Below are 23,436 nucleotides of genomic sequence, written 5' to 3'. Positions count from 1 at the left end.
TTCCGCCGATGCCGGAAAATGCGCTGTCCCAGCGCGTCGATGCCGTACGCGAGGAAGTGTCCAAGGCGTTCATCGGCCAGCCGGATGTCCTCGACCAGATCCTGATCGCCCTGCTGGCGGGCGGCCACGTCCTGATCGAAGGCGTGCCGGGGCTCGGGAAGACGCTGCTGGTGCGGGCGCTGGCGCAGGCACTGGAACTGACCTACGGACGCGTGCAGTTCACCCCCGACCTGATGCCCAGCGATGTCAGCGGCCACGCCGTCTATGACCCGAAGACGGAGAGCTTCAAGATCCGGCGCGGGCCGGTGTTCACCAACATCCTGCTCGCCGACGAGATCAACCGCGCCCCCGCCAAGACCCAGTCCGCATTGCTGGAGGTCATGCAGGAAGGCCAGGTGACCATCGAAGGCAAGTCCTTCGAGCTGTCGCCGCCGTTCATCACGCTCGCCACCCAGAACCCGGTCGAGCAGGAAGGCACCTATCCGTTGCCGGAAGCGCAGCTCGACCGCTTCCTGCTGAAGGTGCTGATCGACTATCCGGCGCTGGACGACGAGAAGCGCATGGTCGACGCCATCACCACCGGCCGGACTGCATCCGACTTCGATCTTTCGCAGGTGGCGCGCGTGCTGGGCGCGGACGACATCATCGCCATGCAGCGCGAAACCGCCGCCGTGCGCGTGGATCCGGAAGTCATCGACTACGCCGTGCGTATCGTCGCCGCCACCCGCAAGTGGCCCGGCATCGCACTGGGCGCGGGCCCGCGCGGCAGCATCGCGCTGGTGCGCGCCGCACGCGCGCAGGCCGTCCTGCAGGGACGCGATTTCGTCACCCCCGACGATGTGCGCGACATCGCCCGCCCGGCGCTGCGCCACCGCATCACCCTGGCGCCGGAACTGCAGATCGAAGGGCAGTCGCCTGACGATGCGTTGCGCGCGCTGCTGGCGAAAGTGGACGCGCCGCGGAAATGATCGTCCGCGTGGCCCCGACCTATCTCGCGATCAGCTCCCTCCTCCGCCTGCGGGGGAGGGTCGGGGTGGGGGAGAGCGATCAACCTGATCGTTTGCCGACGTATCCGGTCTCCGATTGCCCCCATCCCAGCCTTCCCCCGCAGGCGGGGGAAGGAGCGCCACAATGAGGCCTGCGCCGCTGCTGATCCTGCTGATCGCCTGCTGGGGCCTGGCTGGCCTGGCCGTGCCGTTCCTCGGCTGGCCGTTGTGGCAGTGGCAGGCGGTCGGTGCGGGGCTGCTGGTGCTTGCCGGGCTTGATGCATGGCGGCTGCGCGCGCGACCGCTGCCTGACGTGGTGCGCGAGCTGCCTGAGGCCCTGCCGCTGGGCATCGAGCGCGACGTCGCGCTGTGCTTCGAGTCGCGGGTACGGCAGCGGCTCGAAGTGTTCGACCTGCATCCCGGCGGCTGGCCGTCGTCCGGCATGCCGCGGCGGCTCGCGCTCGCCCCGATGTCGGCGACCCGCATCACCTACCGGTTGCGGCCCAATGCGCGCGGCGATGCCGCATTCGAGGGCGTGCAGCTGCGCCTGCGTTCCGTGCTGGGACTGTGGCGACAGTCGCGGGTTGCAGGCGCGCCGCAACGCGTGCGCGTGTATCCCAACTTCGCACCGCTGACGCGTTTCGCGCTGTTCAGTGCCGAACAGGCGTCGCGCCTGGTGGGCGCGCACCTCAAGCGGCGACGCGGCGAAGGCACCGACTTCAACCAGATGCGCGAGTACCGCGTGGGCGACAGCCTGCGCCAGGTCGACTGGAAGGCGACGGCGCGCTCGCGCAAGCTGATCTCCCGCGAGTACCAGGACGAGAAGAACCAGCAACTGGTCATGCTGATCGATACCGGTCGCCGGATGATGGCGCGCGAGGATGCGCTGGGGCATTTCGACCACGTCCTGAATGCCGCACTGGTGGTGTCGTACCTGGCGTTGCGCCAGGGCGATGGCGTGGGCCTGCTTGCGGCGGGTGGCGACAGCCGCTGGGTGGCGCCGCAGCGCGGGATGGCGGCCATCGACACGCTGCTGCGCGCCAGCTACGACCTGCAGCCGCGCGCGGTGGCCACGGACTACCTGGCGGCGGCCACCGAGCTGAGCCTGCGGCAGCGCCGGCGGTCGCTGGTGATGCTGGTCACCAACGTCCGTGACGAAGACATCGAGGACCTGCTGGCCGCCGTGCGCCTGTTGCAGCGCCGCCACCTAGTATGCGTCGCCAGCCTGCGCGAGACCTCGCTGGATGAGGCGCTCGACGGTGACGTCCGCGACCTGCAGGGGGCCATCCATGCCGGCGCGGTGGCGCGCTACCTGGAGCAGCGCACGGCCGCGCACGATGCATTGCGCAGCCACCGGGTGATGGTGCTGGATGTTTCCAGCGACGAACTGCCCGGCGCGTTGGTGGAGCGCTACCTGGCGGTGAAGCGGGATGGCGTGCTCTAGTGCCGCGCATGCGCTCGGCCTCTGCCTGCCTGCTGCTCATGGCGGCCCTGTGGCCGCAGGGCGCGACGGCGCAGCAGTCCACGGAGGTGGAACGCGTTCGCCTGCAGTCCGGCGACGTGGTGCTCGACGTCACGCCCGCCCTGGGTGGGCGTGTGTTGCGGTTCGGGCTGGCCGATCGACCCAGCCTGATCAAGGTCGGCGATCCCGTCGCCTCGCAACCTGCGCCGGCCGTATCGCCCGATGCGGATGACATCGGCTATCTCGGCCACGACGTATGGCTGGGGCCGCAGAGCGGCTGGTGGTCCGACCAGCATGTGAATCCTGCGCGTCGCGCTTCGAAGGCGGTGTGGCCGCCGGACCCTTACCTGGCCTTCGCCGAGACCCGCGTGGTCGCGCGTTCGCCCGGACGGCTGGTGCTGGAGGGCATCGACAGCCCGGTCACCGGCGTGCGGCTGCTGAAAGCGTTCGCGTTTGATCCGGTGGATCCGTCCACCGTCATCGTGGCGGCGACCGCACGCAACATCCGCGACCGCCCGGTCGCGCGCGACCTGTGGTTCAACACCCGTACCTCGGCGGCCACGCGCGTGTACGTACCCGTTGCCGACACGCGCGACGTGCGGGTGGAGGCCGCAGAGGGAGCCGCGCCTGCCTGGACGATCGAAGGGGGCGTGTTCTCGTTCCTGCCCATGCCGCAGGAGATGGAGATGCGCCGTGGCAAGGTGTTTCTTCAGCCATCCGCAGGCTGGATGGCCGGTTTCGCGCACGGGCAGGTGTTCGTGATCCGCTTCGATCACCTGCCACGTGCCGTGATCCATCCGGAACATGGACAGGTCGAGCTCTATCTCGACCACGCCGGCGACATGCAGGCCGGCTTGCTTGAGATGGAGGTGCACGCTGCCTTTCGCACGCTTGCATCCGGTGAGGCGATGCAGGCGCGCGAGCGCTGGACGGTGTTGCCTTACGAAGGTCCCGAGACGCGGGACGCGCAGGTGGCGTTCCTGTGTTCACGGCTGCAGCTCTGCGCCGGACCTGCCGTGCGCTGACGCGGATCAGCGCGGTTCGTCGATGCCCTGGCCGGTCGCGGCCCACCAGATGCCGCCGTACAGGTGCGCGAGATAGAGCGGATCGTCGTAGAGCGCGGGGGTATGGCCGAGTGCGGTGACGAAGACGCGACCACCGTCGTAGGCGTGGTACCACGCGACGGGATGTTCTTTTCCCATACCGTGCGCGGTCTGGCCCGGCCAGATGCGGGAAGGATCGTAGGTGGATTCATCCACGCTCAGCACCGTCCGCAGGCCGCGCGTGACCGGGGCATTGAACTCGTACCATTCGTCCGTCCAGACCCACTGCGCCGGCAGGCCGAAGGTAGCGGGAAACGCAGGGTCTTCCACGCGCATGGTGGCGGTCTGCACCATCGGATGGATGCGGAACGTGCGTCCGATCAGCCGTTCGAACCAGGGCCACTCGCCAGGCGGGTTGAAGATCAGCGCGCGGTGCACCGCCACCACGCCGCCGCCAGCGCGCACGTAGGACGTCAGCCTTTCGCGCTGTGGGCCCTTCAGTTCATCGCCCGGCGTGTTGAGCAGCACGATGGCGGCATAGGCCGAAAGATCGCCATCGAACGGCGTGCTGTTCCACGACCACGTGAGGTCGAACGCATGCCGCTGCGCCATGCGTTCGAACTGCGGCCTGGCGACCACGGCGTAGTCGTGGTGATAGCGGTTGGGAATCGCGACGACCAGCACCTTGAACTGACCCTGCGCGAAGGCGGGCGCGGCGAGTGCGGCGATACACAGCAGGGTGAGCAGCAGCAGGCGTTTCATTCCGCGATGCTAGCCCGGTCGGTGCCGGGCGGGTGCCTTTTCGCTATTCCGATTTCGGCGACGCCTATGCGGATATCGCCTATGCCGTCCGCGCTGCCTGCATGGCCTTGCAGGCGCCCCAGACCAGCAGCACCAGTCCGACGGCGGACACCACGCTCAGCAGCATGCCGAACGCGCCGAACAGGGACATCATCCCGCTCAGTGAGGCGTAGCCGTCAGCGGTGTTGTTGATCAGCCATGCCTGCCACACGCTCATCGCCACGCGCAGCAGCGTGGTGACCAGCATCAGTGCGACGCCGGCCAGCGCCAGCTTGCGGCCGGGCGCTGCCGGCACCCACATCGCCAGCATGGCGACACCCGCCACGCAGGCCAGTAACTCGGGCAGCTGGTAGCCGAGCATCGTCAGCAGTTGGGTGAGGAATCCGTCCATGCACTAAGTTCCTTGAAAGTTGGGGGAGCTGTGTGAGTTTCTTCAGACGGTGCGCGTCCGGAGGCGCGCACGGTCGGAGTCGTTGAGAATCGCAGGGAGTTGTCGGGAATTGTCACCCGGATTCTCCTTGGTCTTTTCGCAGGCGGGGGATGGACGCTACGGCAAGCGCGAACGAGAGCGCTACCAAGAACGCAAGCAATGTGTCGCCAGCGATCACCGCGTTCTCAGCCATTGCGGCCTGGTCGAGCGTTGCGAGCGCTCCTCGAGCGTTGTTGCCTGTCGTCGTTATTGGAAAGGGGGCATGGGATGGTGTCAGGACATCGCGAAGCGTTGACTGACCCCCTGCGAGCCACAACGCATTCGTGGCCAGCGCGATCAATAGAGAGAGGCTGGGAAGGTTGCGCAAGCGAACATGGAGCATGACGCAGCCGGCGAGGATCAGCACCAGGCTTCCCGTACCTGCGGCTTTACCAATCATCAGGAAGCTGGAGTCCGCGATAGTCAATCCGCCGTCACCAGCACCTTGTCCCTGTCGCGCAACGCGGTGTAAACCGCATCGGTTTCCGGGCGCACGCCGTGCCACTGCTCGAATGCCTCGGCTGCCTGTTCCACCAGCATGCCCAATCCATCCACGGCATCGTGGCAGCCGGCGGCGCGCGCCCATGCGAGGAAGGAAATCGCGGCTTCGCCGTAGTTGAGGTCCACCGCCAGCGTGCGCGGCGTGGCCAGGTGGAAGGGCAGGCTGAACTCGCCGTGGTCCTGCCGCGAGGCGGACGTGGCGTTGACGATCAGCGAGAAGTCGCCGAGGTCGCGCAGATCGTCCCAGTAGCGCGAATGCGCGCGCTCCGGCTCGCCCAGCGCGTCCGCCAGCGCATCGGCGCGGTCAGGCGTGCGGTTGACGATGATCAGCTCGCTGATGCCTGCATCGAGCAATGCCGGTGCTACGCCGCGTGCGGCGCCACCGGCACCCAGCAGCAGTGCACGGCGTGCGCGCAGGTCCAGGCCATGCCGACCGGTGAGGTCGCGCACCAGGCCGGCGCCGTCGGTGTTGTCGCCATGCCATTGGCCGTCGTTGCGGGTCAGCGTGTTCACCGCGCCGGCGCGTCGCGCGCGCTCGGTAGTCCGCGCGCAGATCGCGAAGGCGGCTTCTTTCAGTGGCAGCGTGACATTGGCGCCCGCACCCCCGTCGCCCACGAAGCGATCGAGCGTGGCGACGAAATCGTGCGCCGCCACGTCAATGGCGGTGTACTCCAGCGTGATGCCGACCTGACGCGCGAACGCCGCATGGATGCGGGGCGACAGCGAGTGGGCGACGGGATGGCCGAAGACGGCGTAGCGATGGCTGGACATGGCGCAGGACCCCGTCGGGAGAAAGGATGGGATGCCGCAGAGGCGCGCCGCGAATGCGGGAGGCCGCTGCCGCTTCGATCCGAGTCTACCGCGCACGGCGGTCCGCTTGACAGGCAGTGCTGCCCGGCCTCACTGTGCGGCCGCCGAAAAGGGGCGCCAGGGATCAAGGCGACAGGCAGGCCGGGCTGGGGAGTCCGGTCGCCATCCATCGAACCCTGCTGCTGCGAGGGCGCTCGCCGACCGCGAATCGGTCGGACGGGCGCCACGTGCGCGCGCCGGGCCGGCTGTTTCCGCGACACATCACTCACCCCGCCGGTACCGCAAGGACGCGGGGATTCCACCACGACCGAAAGGGAGAATTCCATGAAGCCGTTGTTCCGTTGCCTGCCGCTCGCGCTGGCGGCCTTCGCCCTGCATGCGCAAGCGCAATCCATCTCTCCCGCGTACGAAGCCTTCCGCAAGAAGGAGGCGTCGCAGCCCGCCGCCAACCCGCCCGTGACGCCGGCGACGCAGGTAGCCGCCCCCCAGCCCGCACCGCCGGCCCCTGCGCCGACGTACCCGGCGCCGGCTCATGTTTCTCCCGCGCCTGCCCAAGAAGAGGAGGACGGCGGTTTCTTCGTCGGCGTACAGGCGGGCCAGGGCTGGATCTACGAAGACGTCGAACAGGATGCCGTCGCCGTGAGCGCGGGCTACCGCTGGCAGGCGGGTCCGTGGGCGCAGGTGGGCGTTGAACTGTCGGGCGGCCGCCTGGACGAGACCACCGATGGCGACTGGCGGTTCGCGAAGGCGACCTACAAGGCCATCGGCGCGAATGCACGCATGAACTTCGGCGACAGCCCGTGGTTCGCCACCGTGCGCGGCGGCTACTTCGATGCCGAGGTTGACGGCGCCGACGAGGAATTTTCCGCCGATGGCGGGTATGCGGGCGTGGCGATCGGCGTGGACATCAATCGCCATTTCAACATCAGCCTCGGCTATACCGCGTTCGTCTACGCCGACGACTACACCTACGACGACTGCGACGACGATCTCGACTGCGATTTCAACCGTGCCGACACCGTGATGCTGGGCATCGAAGCGCGCTTCTGAGCGTTGAACGAAAACGGGAGCCGGACGGCTCCCGTTTTTTCCTGCGCCGTCGATGCCGCGAAGTATCCGCTCAATCGCCTGCCGGCTGTGCCAGCCGTCGCACGTAGGCATGCTGGGTCTTGGCGAGCGTGAAGCCTGCTGCCGGATAGAACGCATGCGATTCCGGACGCAGGATGTTGGAGCGCACGAAGACGTCCGTGCCGCCCTGGTCCCGTATCCAGTCGCAGGCCGTATCCACCAGGCGCCGCGCCAGACCGAGGCGTCGCGCCCGCGGGTCGACGATCAATGCCGTGATCTCGGCGCGCCCGCCGAACTCGATCATCAGCCGCCACTCCGCAGCCGCCATTCCCATCAGGCCGCTGTCGTCGTCCGCTGAGGCGGCAACCATCACGGCATGCGCGGGCGATGCCAGCAGGATGGCCAGCCGTCCGGCCATCGCGGCGCTGTCGACGGGATAGGCGAGCAGCGTGCACAGGCGCGCCAGTTCGCCTGCATCGTCTTGCCGCGCATCGCGGATGACGATGGACGTCACTCAGCTGCTCCGCAGCCAGCGTGCCGCATCCAGCGCGAAGTAGGTCAGCACGCCATCGGCGCCGGCACGCTTGAATGCGGTCAGCGCTTCCAGTGCACAGGCCTTCTCGTCGAGCCAGCCGTTCGCGGCCGCCGCCTTGATCATCGCGTACTCGCCGCTGACCTGGTAGGCAAACGTCGGCACGCCGAACTCGTCCTTCACCCGGCGGATCACATCCAGGTACGGCAGGCCAGGCTTCACCATCACCATGTCGGCGCCTTCGTCCAGGTCCAGCGCGATCTCGTGCAGCGCCTCATTGGAATTGGCCGGGTCCATCTGGTAGGTGAACTTGTTGCCCTTGCCGAGGTTGCCGGCGCTGCCCACCGCGCTGCGGAACGGGCCGTAGAACGCGGACGCGTACTTGGCCGCGTACGACATGATGCGGGTGTTGATATGGCCGGCGTTCTCCAGCGCCTCGCGGATCGCGCCGATGCGGCCGTCCATCATGTCGCTGGGCGACAGGATGTCCACGCCGGCGGCGGCATGCGCCAGCGACTGCTTCACCAGCGCCTCGATCGTCTCGTCGTTGAGGATGTAGCCGGTGTCGTCGATCAATCCGTCCTGGCCGTGCGTGGTGTACGGGTCCAGGGCCTGGTCGCTCATCACGCCCAGTTCGGGGAAACGGGATTTCAGTGCGCGGATCGCGCGCGGGATGATGCCGTCCTCGTCCCATGCGATGCGGCCATCGGCGGTCTTCGCCGACGGATCCGGCACGCCGAACAGGTCCAGCACCGGCACGCCCAGCTCCAGCGCTTCCTCGCCCACGCGCAGCAGCTCGTCGATCGAAAGCCGCTCCACGCCCGGCATCGACGCCACCGGCACCCGGCCCTTCTCCTCGTGCACGAACACGGGGTAGATCAGGTCGTTGGTGGTCAACACGTTCTCGCGCATCAGGCGACGGGAGAACTCGTCGCGACGCATGCGGCGCGGGCGGGTATGGGGATAGGCCATCACGGGCTCCTGGCAGAGCGGCGAATGATACGCCCGCCGCCCGCCGGCCAGCCTGCGACGGGCGGTCGCAGTACGGAACGCTGCATCCGGTGGCGTCAGATGATCCCGCCGCCCAGCGACAGGCGGAAGATGCCGACGACGATGACGATGGCGTTCAGCACCAGCCCCGCCTTCGCGCGACCGCGGTGTTCCGTGCGGGTGAACAGGATGCCGATGGCGGCGATCACCGCGCCGACCGCCGCGAACGGGATCAGGAACCAGTTGCCCCAGCCCAGCAGCGGGATCAGGGCCAGCACCATCCACAGCATCGCCACGATGCCCCACAGCAGGCTGATCAGTCCCATGTCGCGGTTTCCATGCGGGCGTGCGGAAGGTCGCCCCGTGTTTCCACTATGCGGACGGTCGCCGGGCGCTTCAAGCACCTACGCCGTGCATGCCCTCGATCTCGACCAGCAGCTCGCGCCGGCAGACGTCGGCATGCAGCATCAGCCATGGCACGCGCGTGCCCAGGCGGGCCTCGAGTTGCGCGGCCACGGTGTCGGCGTCGGCGGCATCGCTCACGTAGACCTTCAGGCGCGAACTCGTGTCCAGGTGCGCCGGCAACGTCGCCGCGTGCGTGCGCGCCGCGCCCAGCAGGCTGTCGAGGTTGGTGAGGGTCTCGTCCAGCTGCGCGCGCAGCGAGTCCGCGTGCTGCGACGCATGGCCGACGATACTGGCGGTGCCGGACAGCAACAGGGGTACCTGGTGCGACGGAGGCAGCAACGCGCGCGCGAAGCTCGGGGATTGCGGGCCGTATTCGCGCGGATAGCGGTAGGCACTGACCTGGCGCGGATTCTCGAGTGGCGTACCCGGTTCACGTGCGGCGAGCCAGTAGACCTGCAGCACGCGGCGGCCATCGCGACTGCCTATCGCCGTGGCGGCGGGCAGCGCGCGCGTATCGATATCGCCCAGGCCCTGCACGCGGCCGATGCAGAATTGCCGGTAACGTTCACCGTCGCCTTCGCCCTGCGTGATGGCATCGAAGTAATTCCAGATGCGCAGCAGGTGCGGATATCCGCTGTCGCGCCAGAAGGCGGCCATCGCGGCATATGCATGCGCGCTTGCGTGCAGGATGCCGCCTTCGGGTTCTTCCCACTCCACCACGCCGAACATCAGCGCCCCGTCGTGGCTGTAGCGCACCGCGCCTTCGCGGCCTGTGGTCACGGGGCCCGCCGCACGCCAGACTTCGTACGGGGCCGCGGCTTCGCGCAACGGCGACAGCGGCACGCGCAGGTAGCGCGGGTCGTCGATGGTCGAGGTAGCGGGCGCCAGCGCGCCGAAACCGAACACGGCCAGCGTCTCCGGCAGGCCCAGCAACGCCCGTGGCGTGGGCGCATGGATGTAGTCGACGGCCAGCCGCTGCGGCGCGGGTGGATGGTCGGGGGCGGAGCTCATCGTGCGGGAAACGGGGGGCATGTCGGGGCGAAATGATAACCCGCCCATCCCGTCACGCCGGACGCCTGCCGGCTGTGCCAGTATTCAGCGGCATCGGCGGAAGATCGCCGCAGGTCACCGGGAGAAGCCGCCATGTCGTTCCGTATCGCTGCCATCGTGCTCGTCGCCGCGCTCAGTGCCGGCTGCGCCAGCAGCTCCAAGGTCATGCTGGGGCAGGCGCGCCCCGCCATCGATCCTGCGCAGGTCCAAGTCTACCGCACCGCGCCTGCGGGGTCGCTGGAAATCGCGCAGCTTGAATCCAAGAGTGCCGTCGGCTTCGGCACGCAGGGCCAGACCGACGCCGCCGTGGCACGCCTCAAGCGCGAAGCCGCCGCCCTCGGCGCGAACGGCGTGGTGCTGGTCGGCGTGGGATCCAGTGGTTCCCCGGTCGGCATGTCGGTGGGCGCCGGCAGTTACGGCCGGCACTCGGGCGGCGGTCTGAGCATGGGCATTCCCACCACCCAGAAGCAGGCGGCGGGCGTGGCGATCTACGTGCCGCCGGGCACGGCGGTGGACCCCACCCTGGTCGTGCCGGACCCGGCGCCGAAGAACTGAGCCGGCCACCTGCCGGATGCGATCCGAAGGCGGCCCATGGCCGCCTTCGTCGTTCGTGGGGTCAGGGAGATGCCGGCCCGTCGTTGCCGGCTTCCAGCACGATCCGTTCGCCGCCGTCCACGTTGACCGCCAGCGTTTCGTAGTGCCATTCACCGGCGCGCTTCTCCGCCACCACGAACAGCGTGCCATCGGTCTTGCCGCCATCAAGCGGGATTGCCAGCTCTGCCTCGCCGCCCGCTCCACTGCTGTTGAGGCTGCCCTGCACGAACCAGCCCGGCTTGATCGGGGTGCCCAGTGCGGCGACCACGGCCGCATCGGCCTGCGCCCGTGCCATCGCATGCCGGTAGGGTTCTGAGGATTTCATCGCGCCGAAGATCAGTGTCATCAGCCCGGCGATGAAGGCCAGGAACGAGGCCAGCAGCACCACCGCCAGCACGGGCACGCACCATTTCCAGTTGCGGCTCCACCAGCCCGCTTTCACGGCGGCGGGCATCGGCGGCGGGGAAGCGGACATCGGTGTCTCCTTCGTCTCAGGGCTTCAGGCAACGACCGAAGAAATCCTCGGTCAGGCGGTAGCGGTGCAGCAGGTCGCTGCCGCGCAGTCCGTGCTTGGCGCCGGGGTAGGTCATCAGCTCGAACGGCGTACCGCGCTTCTGCAGGTCACTCATCAGCTTCGTCGAGTTGGAAAACAGCACGTTGTCGTCGGCCATGCCGTGGATCAAGAGCAGCTTCGAGTGCAGGCCGTCCAGGTGGGTGAACACGCTGGCCTCGCGGTAGCCGGCTTCGTTCGCGTTCGGCAGGTCCATGTAGCGCTCGGTGTAGTGGGTGTCGTACAGCGCCCAGTCCGTCACCGGCGCACCGGACACACCGCAGGCATAAGCCTCGCTGTGTTTGGCCAGCAGCATCAGCGTCATGTAGCCGCCGTTGGACCAGCCGTGCACGCCGATGCGCGCGGCATCGACGAACGATTGCGACTTCAGCCATTCGACGCCGCGCAGCTGGTCGTCCACTTCCACCGTGCCCTGCTTGCCGTACAGCGCGCCACCGAAGGCTGCGCCACGGCGTGGCGTGCCGCGGTTGTCCAGCGAGAACACCAGGTAGCCCTGCTGGGCCAGGTACTGGTTGAAGAAGGCATCGCTGCGGCCGGGCCAGGCGCGGGTGACGGTCTGCGCCGCCGGGCCGCCGTACACGAAGACAACCACCGGGTACTTCTTCTTCGGGTCGAAGCCGGCCGGCTTGATCAGGCTGTAATGCAGCGGCGTGCGGCCGTCAGCGGCCGTCAGCGTGCCGAAGGTCGTCGGCTGGTGGGCGGCGAGGTACTTCGCGTAGGGGTGCGCCGCATCGGTCGCATCGTTGGTGAGCAGGGTCGCCAGCTTCGTGCCGTCGGCCTTGAACAGCTCGATCTGCGGCAGCGTGGTGTCGCTGGACCAGCTGTCGACGAAGACACTGGCATTGCGGGCGAAGGCGGCGGCATGCATGCCGGGCGCCTGCGTCAAACGACGCGGCTCGCCGCCGGACAACGGCACGGCATACACGTGCGTCTCGGTGGCGCCATCACGCGTGCCGCTGGCGTAGGCCAGGCCGGCGGCTTCGTCGACGGCCAGCAGGCCGTCGACCACCCACTCGCCCTGCGTCAATGCGGTCAGCTCGGACCCGTCTTCCGATGCCATGTACAGGTGTTCGAACCCGCTGCGCTCCGACGACCACAGGAAGCGCCCGTCCTTCAGGAAGCGCAGGTCGCTGTGCAGTGGCACCCAGGTCTTCGAGGTTTCCGTCACCAGCGTGCGCTGCGTGCCGGTGGCCAGTGTGGTTTCGATCAGCTCGAGCTTCTTCTGGTCGCGCGACTGGCGCTGGAAGGTCAGGCGTTGCGGGTCGCGCCAGTCGACGCGGGCCAGATAAATGTCCTGGTCGGCGCCCAGGTCGATCCAGCGCGGCCTTGCGCCGGCCTTCGGTGCGATCACACCCAGTTGCACCAGCACGTTGTCATCGCCCGCCGCCGGATACCGCTGCTCGATCACCTCGGTGCGGTCGGGGTACACCTCGTAGCGCTTCTGTACCGGCACCGGCGTTTCGTCGATCCGGGCGAAGGCGATGGCGGAATCGTCCGGCGCCCACCAGTAGCCGGTATGGCGATCCATTTCTTCGTCGGCTACGAACTCCGCCACGCCGTTGCCGATCACGTCGCTGCCGTCGCGGGTCAGCTGTGTTTCCCTGCCGCTGGCCAGCTCGATGACCCACAGGTTGCGGTCGCGGATGAAGCTGACGAAGCCCCCCTTCGGCGATATCTTCGGATCGGTGGCAAAACCACCGCCATCCGTCAGCTTGCGCACCGCGTCCTTGCCGGACTTCGCCAAGTCGTAGAAGTAAAGCTCGCCGCCCAGCGGGAACAGCAGTGCCTTGCCATCCGGCGACCACTGGTAGTCGACGATGCCCGACAGCGCGGCGATGCGCTGGCGCTCGCGACGCGCCTTTTCCTCATCGCTCAGCACTTCCTCGCCGGGCAGCACCACTGACGAATCCACCAGCAGTCGCGTCTGCGCGCTGGCGATGTCGTATTCCCACAGGTCCAGCCGGTTGCGGTCGCTGTCCTTGCCGCGCAGGAAGGTCACCCGCGATCCGTCCGGCGCGACCTGCGGCTTGGTCAGCGTCGGGCCGGACAGGGGCGCGCTGCCGGTGATCGCTTCCAGGGTGAGTTTTTCGGCGTGGGCGGGCAGGGCGGTGGCGAGTGTCATCAGGGCGAACAGGGCGAGGCGCATCGGATTTCTCGGGCGGCGGGGCCGGTCAGGCCCGGATTATTGCATTGGCCGCCGCGCGCGCGTCGTAGAGCGGCGCTCGCTTCGCCGCTCGCGGGCCGGATACGTCCTGATGCGGCGCAGCCGAGCAGGCTCGGCTCCGTCTACCGTGAGGGCTGGCCGAACAGGTGCTTGCGCTCCTCGTCGCTGAGCGGCTGGCCCGCGTTCGGATTGACCTGCGACTGCAGCGCATACGCGCGCTGCACGGCCGGCCGCGCCGCGATCTCCGCGTGCCAGCGCTGCAGGGCGGGATAGGGCGACAGATCCAGCGGCGCCTTGTCGTAGGCGTTGATCCACGGATGCGTGGCCATGTCGGCGATGCTGTAGTCGTCGCCGGCGATGTAGGCATGTTTCGCAAGCTGCGTGTCCAGCACGCCGAGCAGGCGCTGCACCTCGCGCGTGTAGCGGTCGATGGCGTAGGGAATCTTCTCGGGCGCGTACACGGTGAAGTGGCCGTACTGGCCGGTCATCGGCCCCAGCCCGGCCATCTGCCACATCAGCCACTGGTTCACCGCTACCTTCTGGCGCGTGTCGTTGCCGAAGAAGCGGCCGGTCTTGTTGGCCAGGTACACCAGGATGGCGCCGGATTCGAACACGCTGATCGGCGCGCCGCCGTCGGCCGGTGCGTGGTCGATGATCGCCGGCATCTTGTTGTTGGGCGAGAACGCCAGGTATTCCGGCTTGAACTGGTCGCCCTTGCCGATGTCGACCGGCACGATGCGGTAGTCGAGCTTCGCGCCTGCCTCGGTCAGTTCTTCCAGCATCAGCGTGATCTTGTGGCCGTTGGGCGTGGGCCAGTAGTACAGGTCGATCATGGCGGTTCCTCGCGGGGGAGAGCCGCAGTCTAGCGGCGGCAGCGGACTTGGCAGCGTCAAATCCGGCCGCTACCCTGCGCCATCCTTGGAAAAGACCGTTCCCCACATGACCGATCCCAAATCCGCGCGCCTCGGCCCGCTGCCTGCCCTGATCTTCAGCTCGCGCTGGCTGCAGCTGCCGCTGTACCTGGGCCTGATCGTGGCGCAGGGCGTGTACGTCATCCTGTTCCTGAAGGAGCTGTGGCACCTGGTCCATGGCGCCACCAGTCTCAGCGAGCAGGACATCATGCTGCTGGTGCTGGGCCTGATCGATGTGGTGATGATCTCGAACCTGCTGATGATGGTCATCGTGGGCGGTTACGAGACTTTCGTTTCGCGCATGGGCCTGGAGAAGCATCCCGACCAGCCGGAATGGCTGAGCCACGTCAATGCCAGCGTGCTGAAGGTGAAGTTGGCCATGGCGATCATCGGCATCTCGTCCATCCACCTGCTGAAGACCTTCATCGGCGCCAGCACGCTGGGTGGCCTGCCGCTGTGCGGCACGCCCGAAGCCTTTGCCGCTGCGGAAGCCGCGAAGACGGCCGGCTGGCTGGCGAAGACCTGCAGTGATTTCACCGCCACCGGCGTGATGTGGCAGACCATCATCCACGCCATCTTCATCCTGTCCGCCATCGGCATCGCCTACACCGACAGGCTGATGAACAACGGCGCGCAGACCAAGCACGCGGCGCACTGATCCCGGCATGCAGGCAGGTGCATCCCTGATCCGCGCGGCAGGCGATGATGACCTCAACGCCATCGTCGCCCTGAATGCCGCGGAGGTCCGCCATACCAGCCCGATGGACGAAGACAGGGCGCGCCACCTGGCGAGCCTGTCGGCCTATCTCCGCGTGGCGACGCTCGACGGCCGCGTTGTTGCGTTCCTGCTGGCGATGCGTGCGGGCGCGGACTATCGCAACGACAATTTCGACTGGTTCGCTGCGCGCTACCCTGACTTCCTCTACGTGGACCGCATCGTCGTGGATGCCTCGGTGCAGGGCCATCGCCTCGGGTCCGCGCTCTACGGCGACCTCTTCGCCTTCGCCCGCGAACGCGGCATCCCGCGCATCACCTGCGAGTTCAACGTAGTGCCGCCGAACGAGCCCTCGCGCCTGTTCCATGCCCGGCATGGCTTCGTGGAAGCGGGCCAGCGGTGGCTGGGCGATGGCCACAAGCAGGTCTCGATGCAGGTCGCCGAACTGGCCTGAACGGACTGCGTCTCAGGGTTTGGGTCGCTGCAGGCCGTAAAATGCGCGGATGGATGTTTCCCACCTGCTCGACCACCTGAATCCCGCCCAGCGCGACGCCGTTTCCGCAGCGCAGGGGCATTACCTCGTCCTGGCCGGCGCCGGCTCCGGCAAGACCCGCGTGCTGACCCACCGCATCGCCTGGCTCAACGAAGTCTTCGGCGTGCCCACGCACGGCATCCTGGCGGTGACCTTTACCAACAAGGCGGCCGGCGAAATGCGCGCCCGCGCCGACGTGCAGTTGCGCAACGGCAGCCGCGGCATGTGGATCGGCACCTTCCACGGCCTTGCCCATCGCCTGCTGCGCCTGCACTGGCAGGAAGCGAAGCTGCCCGAGACCTTCCAGGTACTGGACAGCGATGACCAGCAACGGCTGATCAAGCGCGTGGTGCAGGCGATGGAGCTGGACGAAGGCAAGTTCCCGCCCAAGCAACTGGCGTGGTGGATCAACGAGCAGAAGGACGAGGGCCGCCGCCCCGAGCACATCCAGCCGGCGCCGAACGACGAATGGCTGGACATCCGCCGCCAGGTCTACGCCGGTTACCAGGAACGGTGCGACCGCGCCGGCCTGGTGGATTTCGCCGAACTGCTGCTGCGCGCGCACGAGCTGCTGCGCGACACGCCGGCCTTGCTGGCGCACTACCGCACGCGTTTCCGCGAGATCCTGGTGGACGAGTTCCAGGACACCAATGCCATCCAGTACGCCTTCGTGCGCGTGCTGGCGGGCGATACGGGCCACGTCTTCGTGGTGGGCGACGACGACCAGAGCATCTACGGCTGGCGCGGCGCCAAGGTCGAGAACATGCAGCAGTTCCTGCGCGACTATCCGTCCGCGCGGACCATCCGGCTGGAGCAGAACTACCGGTCCAGCGCGAACATCCTGGGCGCGGCCAACGCCGTGATCGCGCACAACCCCGGCCGGATCGGCAAGCAGCTTTGGACCGATACCGGCGACGGCGAACCGATCGACCTGTACGCCGCCTACAACGAAATGGACGAAGCGCGCTTCGTCGTCGAGCGCATCCGCCAATGGGTACGCGACGGCGGCAGCCTCGGCGATGCCGCCATCCTCTACCGCAGCAACGCGCAGTCGCGTGCGTTCGAAGAGGCCCTGTTGTCGGAGCAGGTGCCTTATCGCGTGTATGGCGGCATGCGCTTCTTCGAGCGCGCCGAAATCAAGGATGCCCTCGCGTACCTGCGCCTGATGGCCAACCGGGCGGACGACGCGGCGTTCGAGCGCGTGGTCAACACGCCCACGCGCGGCATCGGCGAGCGCACGCTGGACGAAGTCCGCCGGCTGGCGCGCGGCGCACGCGTATCGCTGTGGGGCGCGGCGATGCTGGCGGCGCAGGGCAGCGACCTGGCCGGGCGCGCGCGCAATGCGCTGGCCGCATTCGCCGCATTGGTCGACCAGTTGGCCGAGGAGACTGCGGAGATGACGCTGGCCGAGCGCGTCGACCACGTGCTGGCGCGCTCCGGCCTGCGCGAGCACTGGGCACGCGAGAGCCGCGGCGGGCTGGATTCGGAATCGCGTACCGAGAACCTGGACGAACTGGTGTCGGTCGCGTCGCGCTTCGTGCGTCGCGAAGACATCGCCGATGACGAGAATGGCAGCGAGGGCATGAGCGAGCTGGTCGCCTTCCTGTCCTACGCCGCCCTGGAAGCGGGCGAAGGCCAGGTCGAGGCCGGTGAGGATGGCGTGCAGCTGATGACGTTGCACTCGGCCAAGGGCCTGGAATTCCCGCTGGTGTTCCTGGCCGGGCTGGAGGAGGGGCTGTTCCCCAGCAACCGCTCGCTGGACGAGAGCGGGCGACTGGAAGAAGAGCGCCGCCTCGCCTACGTGGGCATCACCCGGGCGCGGCAGAAACTGGTGCTGAGCTTTGCCGAGGCGCGACGCCTGCACGGGCAGGACATGTACGGGATCCCCTCACGCTTCCTGCGCGAGATCCCCGCCAACCTGCTGAACGAGGTGCGGCCCCGCGTGCAGGTCAGCCGACCGGCCTCCGGCTTCGCTACCCGGGCGACGCCGGGCCATGCCAGCCTGGAAACGCCCGGCCTCAAGCTGGGCCAGACCGTCACCCATGCCAAGTTCGGCCATGGCGTGGTCACCGATTACGAAGGCAGCGGCGCCCACGCGCGGGTGCAGGTGAACTTCGACAGCGAGGGCAGCAAGTGGCTGGTGCTGGCCTACGCGAACCTGCAGGCCGTCTAGGCCGCGATTGATCCAGATCACGGCGCACTAAGCCCGCCAGGCGTGTAATGGCCGCACCCCATCACCCTGAGGTGCGGCATGTACCGGCATATCCTGATCGCGACCGACGGTTCCGAACTGGCAGGCAAGGGCGTGGAACATGGCCTCGCGCTGGCGACGCGACTGCAGGCCAGGGCCACCGTGCTGACGGTCAGCGAACCCATCAATACCGGCTTCGATGACGGCCTGGGCTGGAGCGCGGTAGGCACCTCGTTGCCGGAATTCCAGGCGGCCCGCGAAGAGGCCGCACGCCGGGTGCTGGACGGAGCCGTCGCACAGGCGACCCGGCATGGCATCGAGGTGCAGTGCCTGCACGTCGCTGACCGGTACGCCGCGGAAGCCATCGTCGAAACCACCGAACGCCAGGGCTGCGACCTCATCGTCATGGCCTCGCATGGCCGACGTGCGCTCGGGCGCCTGCTGCTGGGCAGCCAGACCAGCGAAGTACTGGCCCGCTGCGGTGTGCCGGTGCTGGTGATCCGCTAGCGCGGCATCTCACCAGCCATAGAGCTTCCAGTAGACGGGCGATACGTCGACGTTGTCCTTGCTCTTGTCCAGGCGCCCGTCGCCGTCGGAGTCGTACAGGTAGTAGGGCGCGCCGCGCGGCGGCGTGACCTTGACCATTCGCAGGTTGCCGGCCACGCGGTATTCCTCGATCACGTCGCCATTTTTCTCGGTGCGGACGGCGACCTGCGCGTTGGCGAGGTCGACGTTGGCGGGATCGCTGCCGGTCGATGCGCAGCCGGCCAGTGCCAGCAGGCAGGAGAGCAGCACGGCACGCTTCGTCATGCGGGTCATCGTGGCGACCTTTCGGGGGATGGATGGCCCGATTATGCGCCCAACGCCGGGCGGCGCGCGTGACGCCGCATGCAAGGCACGCGGCGTAGAATGCCGGCATGACACGACTCGTACTCATCGACGGCTCCAGCTACCTGTTCCGTGCGTTCCATGCGCTGCCACCGCTGACCAATGCGCAGGGCGAGCCTACCGGCGCGCTCTTCGGCGTGGTCAACATGCTGCGCGCGACGCTGAAGGAAAAGCCCGACTTCGTGGCCTTCGTGCTCGATGCCAGCGGGCCGACCTTCCGCGACGAACTGTATCCGGACTACAAGGCCAACCGCCCGCCGATGCCGGAAGAGCTGCGCGCGCAGGTGGAGCCGATGATCCGCATCGTGCAGGCGCTCGGCTTCCCGCTGCTGCGTGTCGAGGGCGTGGAAGCGGACGATGTGATCGGCACGCTTGCGTTGCAGGGCGCGGCGCAGGGCATGGACGTGACCATTTCCACCAGCGACAAGGATTTCGCGCAGCTGGTGCGTCCTGGCGTGGCACTGGTCAACACCATGAGCGGCAGCCGGCTGGATTCCACCGAGGCAGTGGTGGAGAAGTTCGGCGTGCGGCCGGAGCAGATCGTCGACTTCCTTGCCCTGATGGGCGACACCGTGGACAACGTGCCCGGCGTGGAGAAGTGCGGTCCGAAGACCGCCGCCAAATGGCTGGGCGAATACGGCACGCTGGCTGAGATCATCGACCGGGCCGGCGAGATCAAGGGCAAGATCGGCGACAACCTGCGCGCGGCCCTGCCACGCCTGCCGCTGAATCGCGAGCTGGTCACCATCAAGACCGACGTTGCACTCGATGGCGGGCCGGAGACGCTGCCGCTGCGCGAACGCCATGTGGATGAGTTGCGCGAGTTGTACGCCCGCTATGGTTTCAATCAGGCGCTGAAGGAGCTCGAGGGTGGCACTGTCGACGCGTCCGCGGTGGCAGAAAAGGAGCCGGGTCGTGCACGCGGCACCGGTCGCGTGGCGGCGGCGATCGCGGACGATGCAGTCATCGACGCGTCGCTCGGCGTTGCGGGCGAATACACGGCCGTGACGGAGCCCGCGCAGCTTGAAGCGCTGGTGGCGCGGCTGGAGCAGGCGGACGAATTCGCGTTCGATACCGAAACCGACAGCCTAGATCCGATGCGCGCGAACCTGGTCGGCCTGAGCTTCGCCACCGAACCCGGCAAGGCCGTGTACATACCGGTGGGCCACGACTATCCCGGCGCGCCGCTGCAACTCGGCCGCGAGGCGGTGCTTGCGGCGCTCGCACCCGTGTTCGCCGATGCAGGCCGGCGCAAGCTCGGCCAGCACGGCAAGTACGACCTGCACGTGTTGCGCCGCCACGGCGTGGACGTGCAGGGCTACGCCGACGACACGATGCTGGAGAGCTTCGTGCTGAATGCCGGCAGCAACCGGCACGACATGGACAGCCTGGCCAAGCGCCACCTTGGCTACGACACCATCAAGTACGAAGATGTCGCCGGCAAGGGCGCCAAGCAGATCCTGTTCTCGCAGGTGGCCATCGACGATGCCACCCGCTACGCCGCCGAGGACGCCGACATCACCCTGCGCCTGCACCGCGCGCTGACGCCGAAGCTGGCAGCGGAAGCCGGACTGGAAAGCGTCTACCGCGACATCGAGATGCCGCTGGTCCCCGTGCTGGCGCGCATTGAGGCCAACGGCGTGATGATCGATGGCGATGAACTGCGCCGGCAGAGCGCCGACCTGTCCAAGCGCATGCTGGCCGCGCAGCAGAAGGCCACCGAACTCGCGGGCCGCACGTTCAACCTCGATTCGCCCAAGCAGCTGCAGGCGCTGCTGTTTGACGAGCTCAAGTTGCCGGTGCTGGTGAAGACGCCCACCGGCCAGCCCAGCACGAATGAGGAAGCACTCGAAGCCATCGCCGACCAGCACGAACTGCCTCGGGTGATCCTGGAATACCGTGGCCTGGCCAAACTGCGCAGCACCTACACCGACAAGCTGCCGGAGATGGTCAATCCCGACACCGGTCGCGTGCACACCAGCTACCACCAGGCCGGTGCGGCGACGGGACGGTTGTCGTCCACCGATCCCAACCTGCAGAACATCCCGATCCGCACAGAGGACGGGCGCCGCATCCGCAAGGCATTCGTCGCGCCGCCGGGCCGCAAGCTCGTGGCCTGCGATTACTCGCAGATCGAGCTGCGCATCATGGCCCACCTGTCGCAGGATCCCGGGCTGGTGCGCGCGTTCGAGTCCGGCGCCGATATCCACAAGGCGACGGCGGCGGAAGTGTTCGGGCGCAAGCTGGAAGACGTTACCGGCAACGAGCGCCGCGCCGCCAAGGCGATCAACTTCGGTTTGATGTACGGCATGAGCGCCTTCGGCCTGGCGCGCCAGCTGGGCATCGGCCGTGGCGAGGCGCAGGACTACATCGCGCTGTACTTCAGCCGTTACCCCGGCGTGCGCGACTACATGGAGCGCACGCGCCAGCAGGCGCGCGAACACGGCTATGTCGAAACCGTGTTCGGTCGCCGCCTGTACCTGGAGTACATCAACAAGGGGACGCAGGGCCAGCGCGCCGGCGCCGAGCGCGCGGCGATCAATGCGCCGATGCAGGGTACGGCGGCGGACATCATCAAGCGCGCGATGATCGGCGTGGATGCATGGCTTGCGGATCACCGCGACCAGGCGCTGATGATCCTGCAGGTGCACGACGAACTGGTGTTCGAAGCCGACGCCGGCTTCGTGCCGACTTTGCTGAAAGAGGCGACAGCGCGGATGGCTGCCGCAGCGCAACTGAGCGTTCCGCTGGTGGTCGACAGCGGCGTGGGCGACAACTGGGAAGAGGCCCACTGAGCGGGCCTCAGGACGGATTTCCTTCCGGAACATGGACTTGCGGAAGCTTCAGGAAAACCCTGTCAGGTATATTTGTATACTGACGAGTTCAATAAACTGAATTCCTCCTGAATCTTACGGTTTTTTAACCGGAATCTTCACGAACCATCCATGTCCGGAGTGGTCATATAGCCCGTGACAGATGCAACGTCTGTCACTGATCTCTCCCATCCCCTGGAGCGATCTCCCCCGGAGCGACGACCCCTCCCCAGGTCCCGCTCCCTGGCCCCGCCGATCTCCCCCTGGTCTGCGGGGCTTTTTATTGCCTGTCGTTTGCCCGCGTCGCGTGCGCTACCGTGCGCGCAGTCCTTCGCCACCGGGTGACGCATGAGCGCAACGTTCGCCGAGATGTTCCAGCTGGCCATGCCGTGGTGGGCGTTCGTGCTGCGGGCGTGCGTGGTCTACTTCATCCTGCTGGCGATGCTCCGTGTGTCCGGAAAGCGGTCGATGGGCCAGTTCACGCCGTTCGACATCCTGCTGGTCGTCCTGCTGGGCAATGCGGTGCAGAACGCGCTGCTCGGCGCGGATACGTCGGTGGGCGGGGGTCTGTTGCTCGCGGCCACGCTGATCGCGTTGAACTGGATCGTGGGCCTGGTGTCGGCGCGTTCGCCGAAGGTGGAGCGCTGGGTGGAGGGCGCGCCGGTATTGCTGGCGCGCGACGGGCAGGTCTACCGCGACGTGCTGCGCCGTGAGCTGATCAGCCGCGAGGATTTCGAGAAGGCGATGCGCGAAGCCGGCTGCCTGGACATGGCCGACATCCGGCTGGCGGTATTGGAGAACAACGGGCACATCACGGTGGTGGGCAGGCAAGCCTAGCTCCCTGCAGGAGCGACGTGAGTCGCGACCGTGGAAATGAAACGTCGTTGACGTTTGTCTTATCCGCACCGCGCGGGAAACAGGGAATTCTTGGCCCGCGTGGCCCCGGCCGAGCCCCACACATTGGATGGCGTGCGGTCGCGACTCACGTCGCTCCTACAGAAGAGCAGGCTCAGGCGAACTCGGCCAGCCAATCACGTGGTCGCAGGTAGTCCGCCAGCCGCTGCTCGTCGCTGCCGTCTTCCGGGGCGTAGCCGTATTCCCAGCGCACCAGGGGGGGCAGGCTCATCAGGATGGACTCGGCGCGCCCACCACTCTGCAGGCCGAACAGTGTGCCGCGGTCGTAGACCAGGTTGAACTCGACGTAGCGGCCGCGACGATACAGCTGGAACTGTCTTTCGCGTTCGCCGTAGGGCGCGTCCTTGCGGCGGGCAACAATCGGCAGGTAGGCGTCGAGGAAACCGTCACCGACGGCGCGCAGGTAACCGAAGTCGCGCTCGAAATCCCCGCTCAGATCGTCGAAGAACAGACCGCCCACGCCACGCGTCTCGTTGCGGTGCTTCAGGAAGAAATATTCGTCGCACCAGCGCTTGTGTGCGTCGTAACGCGCCTGGCCGCCGAAGGGCTCGCACAGGTCGCGTGCGGTCCGGTGCCAGTGATGCACATCCTCGTCGACCGGATAGAACGGGGTCAGGTCGAAGCCGCCGCCGAACCACCATGCCACGGTCTCGCCGTCGCGTTCTGCGCGGAAATGGCGGACGTTGGCGTGCGTGGTGGGCAGGTGGGGGTTGCGGGGGTGGAACACCAGCGACACCCCGACCGCGCGCCAGGAGGCGCCTGCGAGTTCAGGCCGGTGCGCGGAGGCCGAAGGCGGCAACCGGTCGCCGGATACATCGGAGAAACCGATGCCTGCCTGCTCGAACACCGCGCCGTCGCGCAGCACGCGGGTGCGTCCGCCGCCGCGGATCGGTGACGCATCGCCGGGTGGCCGTGCCCAGGCATCCTCCCGGAAGCGCGCGCTGCCGTCGGCGGCTTCGATGGCGGCACAGATGCGGTCCTGCAGGTCGGTCAGATAGTCGCGGACGGGCGTGATGTCGTTCATG

Annotated in this window: 24 protein-coding genes; 11 read left to right on the top strand and 13 right to left on the bottom strand. The window is 67.6% G+C overall.

What is annotated here, in order from left to right; all coding sequences use genetic code 11:
* Nucleotides 1-8: 8 nt before the first annotated feature.
* From WBN46_RS17440 to WBN46_RS17430, 3 genes are all read left to right on the top strand, one after another.
* The gene (locus tag WBN46_RS17440; protein WP_192202983.1) at nt 9-968 is read left to right on the top strand and encodes a MoxR family ATPase; all 960 of its coding nucleotides are present in this window, start codon (nt 9-11) and stop codon (nt 966-968) included.
* Nucleotides 969-1,131: 163 nt separating this feature from the next.
* Nucleotides 1,132-2,430: a DUF58 domain-containing protein gene (locus tag WBN46_RS17435; protein WP_337732681.1), complete on the top strand. Its 1,299-nt coding sequence runs from the start codon at nt 1,132-1,134 to the stop codon at nt 2,428-2,430.
* 8 nt (nt 2,431-2,438) lie between these two features.
* The gene (locus WBN46_RS17430) at nt 2,439-3,473 is read left to right on the top strand and encodes a DUF4380 domain-containing protein (protein ID WP_337732680.1); all 1,035 of its coding nucleotides are present in this window, start codon (nt 2,439-2,441) and stop codon (nt 3,471-3,473) included.
* Between the two features lie 6 nt (nt 3,474-3,479).
* Here the strand turns inward: WBN46_RS17430 and WBN46_RS17425 are convergent, their stop codons facing one another.
* The 4 genes from WBN46_RS17425 to aroE form a co-directional block, all read right to left on the bottom strand.
* Complete coding sequence (locus tag WBN46_RS17425; RefSeq protein WP_337732679.1) at nt 3,480-4,253, bottom strand: ThuA domain-containing protein; 774 nt, start codon at nt 4,251-4,253, stop codon at nt 3,480-3,482.
* 79 nt (nt 4,254-4,332) lie between these two features.
* Nucleotides 4,333-4,683, bottom strand: coding sequence for a hypothetical protein (locus WBN46_RS17420; protein WP_225591164.1), 351 nt, complete (start codon nt 4,681-4,683; stop codon nt 4,333-4,335).
* Between the two features lie 112 nt (nt 4,684-4,795).
* Nucleotides 4,796-5,188: a hypothetical protein gene (locus WBN46_RS17415; protein WP_337732678.1), complete on the bottom strand. Its 393-nt coding sequence runs from the start codon at nt 5,186-5,188 to the stop codon at nt 4,796-4,798.
* Nucleotides 5,185-6,033, bottom strand: coding sequence for a shikimate dehydrogenase (aroE, locus tag WBN46_RS17410; RefSeq protein ID WP_192202842.1), 849 nt, complete (start codon nt 6,031-6,033; stop codon nt 5,185-5,187). The genes WBN46_RS17415 and aroE overlap by 4 nt, the downstream gene beginning before the upstream one ends.
* Before the next feature lie 363 nt (nt 6,034-6,396).
* Here aroE and WBN46_RS17405 point away from each other — a divergent pair, with 363 nt between their 5' ends.
* Nucleotides 6,397-7,122, top strand: coding sequence for a porin family protein (locus tag WBN46_RS17405; RefSeq protein WP_337732677.1), 726 nt, complete (start codon nt 6,397-6,399; stop codon nt 7,120-7,122).
* A 70-nt stretch (nt 7,123-7,192) separates the two neighbouring features.
* Here the strand turns inward: WBN46_RS17405 and WBN46_RS17400 are convergent, their stop codons facing one another.
* From WBN46_RS17400 to WBN46_RS17385, 4 genes are all read right to left on the bottom strand, one after another.
* On the bottom strand, nt 7,193-7,654 hold the full coding sequence (locus WBN46_RS17400; RefSeq protein WP_337732676.1) for a GNAT family N-acetyltransferase: 462 nt from the start codon (nt 7,652-7,654) through the stop codon (nt 7,193-7,195).
* Nucleotides 7,655-8,644 carry a porphobilinogen synthase gene (gene hemB, locus WBN46_RS17395; RefSeq protein WP_337732675.1) on the bottom strand — a complete coding sequence of 330 codons (990 nt, stop codon included), beginning with the start codon at nt 8,642-8,644 and terminating at the stop codon, nt 7,655-7,657.
* A 95-nt stretch (nt 8,645-8,739) separates the two neighbouring features.
* A complete protein-coding gene (locus tag WBN46_RS17390; RefSeq protein WP_337732674.1) occupies nt 8,740-8,988 on the bottom strand; it encodes a hypothetical protein in 249 nt (82 codons plus the stop codon).
* A 70-nt stretch (nt 8,989-9,058) separates the two neighbouring features.
* Nucleotides 9,059-10,078 carry a pteridine-dependent deoxygenase gene (locus tag WBN46_RS17385; protein ID WP_337732673.1) on the bottom strand — a complete coding sequence of 340 codons (1,020 nt, stop codon included), beginning with the start codon at nt 10,076-10,078 and terminating at the stop codon, nt 9,059-9,061.
* Between the two features lie 132 nt (nt 10,079-10,210).
* Between WBN46_RS17385 and WBN46_RS17380 the strand changes: the two genes are divergently transcribed.
* Nucleotides 10,211-10,672: a hypothetical protein gene (locus WBN46_RS17380; protein ID WP_192202848.1), complete on the top strand. Its 462-nt coding sequence runs from the start codon at nt 10,211-10,213 to the stop codon at nt 10,670-10,672.
* Nucleotides 10,673-10,733: 61 nt separating this feature from the next.
* Here the strand turns inward: WBN46_RS17380 and WBN46_RS17375 are convergent, their stop codons facing one another.
* From WBN46_RS17375 to WBN46_RS17365, 3 genes are all read right to left on the bottom strand, one after another.
* Entirely contained in the window at nt 10,734-11,186 is a 453-nt protein-coding gene (locus tag WBN46_RS17375) for a cytochrome c oxidase assembly factor Coa1 family protein (protein WP_337732672.1), read from the bottom strand.
* 16 nt (nt 11,187-11,202) lie between these two features.
* Entirely contained in the window at nt 11,203-13,428 is a 2,226-nt protein-coding gene (locus WBN46_RS17370) for a DPP IV N-terminal domain-containing protein (RefSeq protein WP_337732671.1), read from the bottom strand.
* 140 nt (nt 13,429-13,568) lie between these two features.
* Nucleotides 13,569-14,279, bottom strand: a complete 711-nt coding sequence (locus WBN46_RS17365; RefSeq protein ID WP_337732670.1) for a glutathione binding-like protein — start codon at nt 14,277-14,279, stop codon at nt 13,569-13,571.
* A 106-nt stretch (nt 14,280-14,385) separates the two neighbouring features.
* On the opposite strand from WBN46_RS17365, the gene WBN46_RS17360 reads away from it, so the two are divergent.
* The 4 genes from WBN46_RS17360 (at nt 14,386) to WBN46_RS17345 (ending at nt 18,302) form a co-directional block, all read left to right on the top strand.
* Nucleotides 14,386-15,015, top strand: coding sequence for a TIGR00645 family protein (locus WBN46_RS17360; RefSeq protein WP_192202852.1), 630 nt, complete (start codon nt 14,386-14,388; stop codon nt 15,013-15,015).
* A gap of 7 nt (nt 15,016-15,022) precedes the next feature.
* Nucleotides 15,023-15,526 (top strand): GNAT family N-acetyltransferase, encoded by a 504-nt coding sequence (locus WBN46_RS17355; protein ID WP_337732669.1) that lies wholly within the window; start codon nt 15,023-15,025, stop codon nt 15,524-15,526.
* A gap of 49 nt (nt 15,527-15,575) precedes the next feature.
* Complete coding sequence (uvrD, locus tag WBN46_RS17350) at nt 15,576-17,777, top strand: DNA helicase II (RefSeq protein WP_337732668.1); 2,202 nt, start codon at nt 15,576-15,578, stop codon at nt 17,775-17,777.
* 78 nt (nt 17,778-17,855) lie between these two features.
* Complete coding sequence (locus WBN46_RS17345) at nt 17,856-18,302, top strand: universal stress protein (protein WP_337732667.1); 447 nt, start codon at nt 17,856-17,858, stop codon at nt 18,300-18,302.
* Nucleotides 18,303-18,311: 9 nt separating this feature from the next.
* Here the strand turns inward: WBN46_RS17345 and WBN46_RS17340 are convergent, their stop codons facing one another.
* On the bottom strand, nt 18,312-18,605 hold the full coding sequence (locus tag WBN46_RS17340; RefSeq protein WP_337732666.1) for a DUF2782 domain-containing protein: 294 nt from the start codon (nt 18,603-18,605) through the stop codon (nt 18,312-18,314).
* A 107-nt stretch (nt 18,606-18,712) separates the two neighbouring features.
* On the opposite strand from WBN46_RS17340, the gene polA reads away from it, so the two are divergent.
* Together polA and WBN46_RS17330 are read left to right on the top strand one after the other, a co-directional pair.
* The gene (gene polA / locus WBN46_RS17335) at nt 18,713-21,478 is read left to right on the top strand and encodes a DNA polymerase I (protein ID WP_337732665.1); all 2,766 of its coding nucleotides are present in this window, start codon (nt 18,713-18,715) and stop codon (nt 21,476-21,478) included.
* A gap of 366 nt (nt 21,479-21,844) precedes the next feature.
* Complete coding sequence (locus WBN46_RS17330; protein ID WP_337732664.1) at nt 21,845-22,333, top strand: YetF domain-containing protein; 489 nt, start codon at nt 21,845-21,847, stop codon at nt 22,331-22,333.
* A 172-nt stretch (nt 22,334-22,505) separates the two neighbouring features.
* Here the strand turns inward: WBN46_RS17330 and hemF are convergent, their stop codons facing one another.
* Entirely contained in the window at nt 22,506-23,435 is a 930-nt protein-coding gene (gene hemF, locus WBN46_RS17325) for an oxygen-dependent coproporphyrinogen oxidase (protein WP_337732663.1), read from the bottom strand.
* Nucleotide 23,436 lies beyond the last annotated feature (1 nt).

It is taken from the genome of Pseudoxanthomonas sp. CCNWLW251 (assembly GCF_037402255.1).
Classification (GTDB): Bacteria; Pseudomonadota; Gammaproteobacteria; order Xanthomonadales; family Xanthomonadaceae; genus Pseudoxanthomonas_A.
The sequence above is the reverse complement of the archived record's forward strand: the minus strand, read 5'-3'. Positions and strand labels throughout refer to the sequence as shown.